This is a genomic window from Actinomycetota bacterium (genome assembly GCA_036280995.1).
Classification (GTDB): Bacteria; Actinomycetota; CALGFH01; order CALGFH01; family CALGFH01; genus CALGFH01.
Map to the genome: position 1 here is coordinate 1 of DASUPQ010000410.1, position 2,974 is coordinate 2,974.

The window sequence follows — 2,974 nt, forward strand, 5'->3', positions numbered from 1 at the left end:
GAGTACACCCTGCTCGAGCAGCTCCACATCTTCGCGGGGTTCATGGACACCTTCTCGGTGCTCTACCCCCAGATCCAGGACATCGACTTCCGCACCCAGGCCACCAGCCTCGACGTGCCCGTCTACCTGGCTCAAGGTGCCCATGAAGCGCCGGGGCGCGCCGAACCGGCCCAGCAGTGGTTCGACCTGCTCCAGGCACCGAGCAAGCAGCTCGTCACCTTCGACACCTCCGGGCACCGGCCCCTGTGGGAGCAGCCCGCCCAGTTTGCCGACCTGATGACCACCGTCTTGGCCGAGACCGCACCCACCCCCTGACCCCACTCCTCACTCGCCGGGAGGCAGAGATGAACACCACGCAGCCGCACACATTCGTTGACAAGGACGCGCGGAGCTTCCCCGATGGTGACACCGATGAGCAGATCTGGGAGTTCCTGCTGCGCTACGCCGTCCGCGCACCCTCGGGGCACAACACCCAGCCCTGGCAGTTCCACATCGCCGACGAACGGCTTCACCTGTACGCCGACCGCGGCCGCGCGCTGCCCGTGGTCGACCCCGAGGACCGGGAGCTGGTGATGAGCTGCGGGGCCGCCCTGGCCCACGTCAGCGTGGCGTTGCGGCACTTCAGTTACGCCGGCGACATATCGCCGTTCCCCGACCCCGCCAACCGTGACCTGCTCGCCACCCTCGGCCTCGGCCAGGCACACACGCCGCAGCCCGGAGATCATGACCTGTTCGAGGCCATCGACCACCGACACACGCACCGCGCCGCCTTCGAGAACCGTCCCATCCCCCACCAGGTCCTGGCGCAGCTCAAGCGCGACACCGACCAGGCCGGAGCCACCCTGCACGCGTTCACCGACGACGACACCAAAGACGCCATCGCCACCCTCGTCGGCGAGGGCGACCGGGCACAGTTCGACGACGCCGACTTCCGCCACGAGCTGGCCGCCTGGATCCGCCCCAACTGCACCCGCCGACCCGACGGGATGCCCGGATACGCCTTCGGCATCTCCGACCTGCCCTCGGTGCTGGGACCGACGATGATCGCCACCTTCAACACCGGCGCCAGCCAGGCGAAGAAGGACGAACACCTCGCCCGGACCGCACCCGCCCTGATCGTCCTCAGCACCGCCGGCGACACACCCGCGGACTGGCTGGCTGCCGGGCAGGCAGTCGCCGTGCTCCTGCTGCGCGCCGCAGCCCACGGGCTGGGCGCGTCGTTCCTCAACCAGCCCATCGAGGTACAGCCGATCCGGGTCCGGCTGGGCACCCTGCTCGACAGCAGCGATTCACCGCAGCTGCTGCTGCGCATTGGCTATGCCACCACCGATGGCCCAACCCCTCGGCCCACCCCCCGCCGCACGGTCGCGGACGTCCTCACCAACACCGGACCCTCGTCATGACCGGCCGGGCAGGCCGGGCCGCGCTGGTCGCGCTGGTGCTGCTGACGTTCGGCGGCGCGACAGCGGCGGCGAGCCCCGGGTCGTCCCCGGCCGGCGAGGTGCGGCAGGCAGATGTCTCGATCGGGGAGGCCGAGCGCGTCCTCGCGGCGCAGCTCGACGAGTCCGGCGTTCCGGGTGGGGCTGTCGCGCTGGTCTCGAAAGGACAGGTCGATGCCCGCGGTGCTGGCAGCGCCGGCGGTGATCGTGAGGTCACGGCGGACACCCCGTTCGTCATCGGCTCCGCCACCAAGTCGATCACGGCGCTGGCGGTCATGCAGCTGGTCGACGCCGGCCGCGTGGACCTCGAGTCGCCGGTGCGCCACTACGTCCCCGAACTCGAGCTCGCCGACGGCCAGCCCGTCGACGACATCACCGTGCGCGACCTCCTACAGCAGACCAGCGGACTCGACGACCTGGCCGGCGGTCCCCTGCTGGCCTCGGCCGCCGACGGCACCCCACTGGCAGCGATCGCCGAACTCAAGGATGCCAAGCTCACCTCGACGCCCGGGACGACCTGGCGCTACGCCAACGCCAACTACGTCCTGGCCGGCCTGGTCGTCGAACGCGCCTCGGGCCTCAGGTACGGCGACTACGTGCAGCGTGAGATCTTCACCCCGCTCGGCATGACCCACAGCTCCGCCACCACCGACCCTGCGGGCAGCGACGTACTGGCCGACGGCCACCGGTTCTGGTTCGGCCTCCCGGTTGCGACATTGCCGACCCGGCGGAACGCCACCCTCGCAGCCGGATACCTGATCTCGACCGCAGCCGACCTGGGCCGCTACCTCTCGATCTACCTGGCAGAAGGCCTCGCCCCCGACGGCACCCGCATCGTCTCGGCCGACGGGATCCGGACCTTGCTCAGCGGCGGACCGGACGCCACCCTGGGCGCCTGGGCGGACGGACAGGACTCCGGCTACGCGATGGGCTGGTTCGTCGGTGGGCCCTGGGGCGAGGACGCTCTCTTCCACCCCGGCAACACACCCGACACCACCCCCATGCTCACCCTCATCCCCGACCGGGACGTGGCCGTGGCCGTCGTGGTCAACGCCGGCAACGAGCTGCCCGTGCCGGGCAACCCCTTCATCGCCGACCGCATCACCCGCAACGTGGTGCACTCCGCTCTCGGCCAGCCGGTCCTGGATCTGCCGTCGATGTGGCGCTTCTACGCCGTCTTCGACCTGGTCGCCCTGCTCCTGCTCGGCGCGGCCGCGTGGGCTCTGCTGCGGGCCGTGCGTACTGTCACCTCCCCCTCACCGTCGCGACACCGCGTTCGTGGCTGGGCAGGGATCCTGGTCCGGGCCCTGGGGGTCGGCCTGCTCGTACTCGTGCCGACATTGAGCTACGGGTGGGGCGGCCTGTGGACCTGGGCGCCCGACCTCGCCGTCATCATCGCAGCCCTGGCTCTCCTGCTGGCCGCGGCGGCCGCCGTGCGGGCGACCGGCCTGCTCCGGTCCAAGCGCGGCGACAGCCGAGCTGCCGCATCCAGCACGGAGGGGGTGCCTCAGCATGCATCACCTTGAGTTCCAACA

Annotated in this window: 3 protein-coding genes; all 3 read left to right on the top strand. The window is 70.7% G+C overall.

Features of this window, described 5'->3' with window-relative positions; genetic code table 11:
* A partial coding sequence (locus VF468_13580) for an alpha/beta hydrolase (protein HEX5879325.1) occupies nucleotides 1–315 on the top strand: 315 nt, incomplete at its 5' end.
* A gap of 29 nt (nucleotides 316–344) precedes the next feature.
* The gene (locus VF468_13585; protein ID HEX5879326.1) at nucleotides 345–1,403 is read left to right on the top strand and encodes a nitroreductase family protein; all 1,059 of its coding nucleotides are present in this window, start codon (nucleotides 345–347) and stop codon (nucleotides 1,401–1,403) included.
* Nucleotides 1,400–2,965: a serine hydrolase domain-containing protein gene (locus VF468_13590; protein HEX5879327.1), complete on the top strand. Its 1,566-nt coding sequence runs from the start codon at nucleotides 1,400–1,402 to the stop codon at nucleotides 2,963–2,965. The genes VF468_13585 and VF468_13590 overlap by 4 nt, the downstream gene beginning before the upstream one ends.
* Nucleotides 2,966–2,974: the final 9 nt, after the last annotated feature.

Excerpts from the sequence above, each read along its gene's own strand:
- VF468_13585 (HEX5879326.1), top strand. The coding sequence starts at position 345 with ATGAACACCACGCAGCCGCACACATTCGTTGACAAGGACGCGCGGAGC.
- VF468_13590 (HEX5879327.1), top strand. The coding sequence starts at position 1,400 with ATGACCGGCCGGGCAGGCCGGGCCGCGCTGGTCGCGCTGGTGCTGCTG.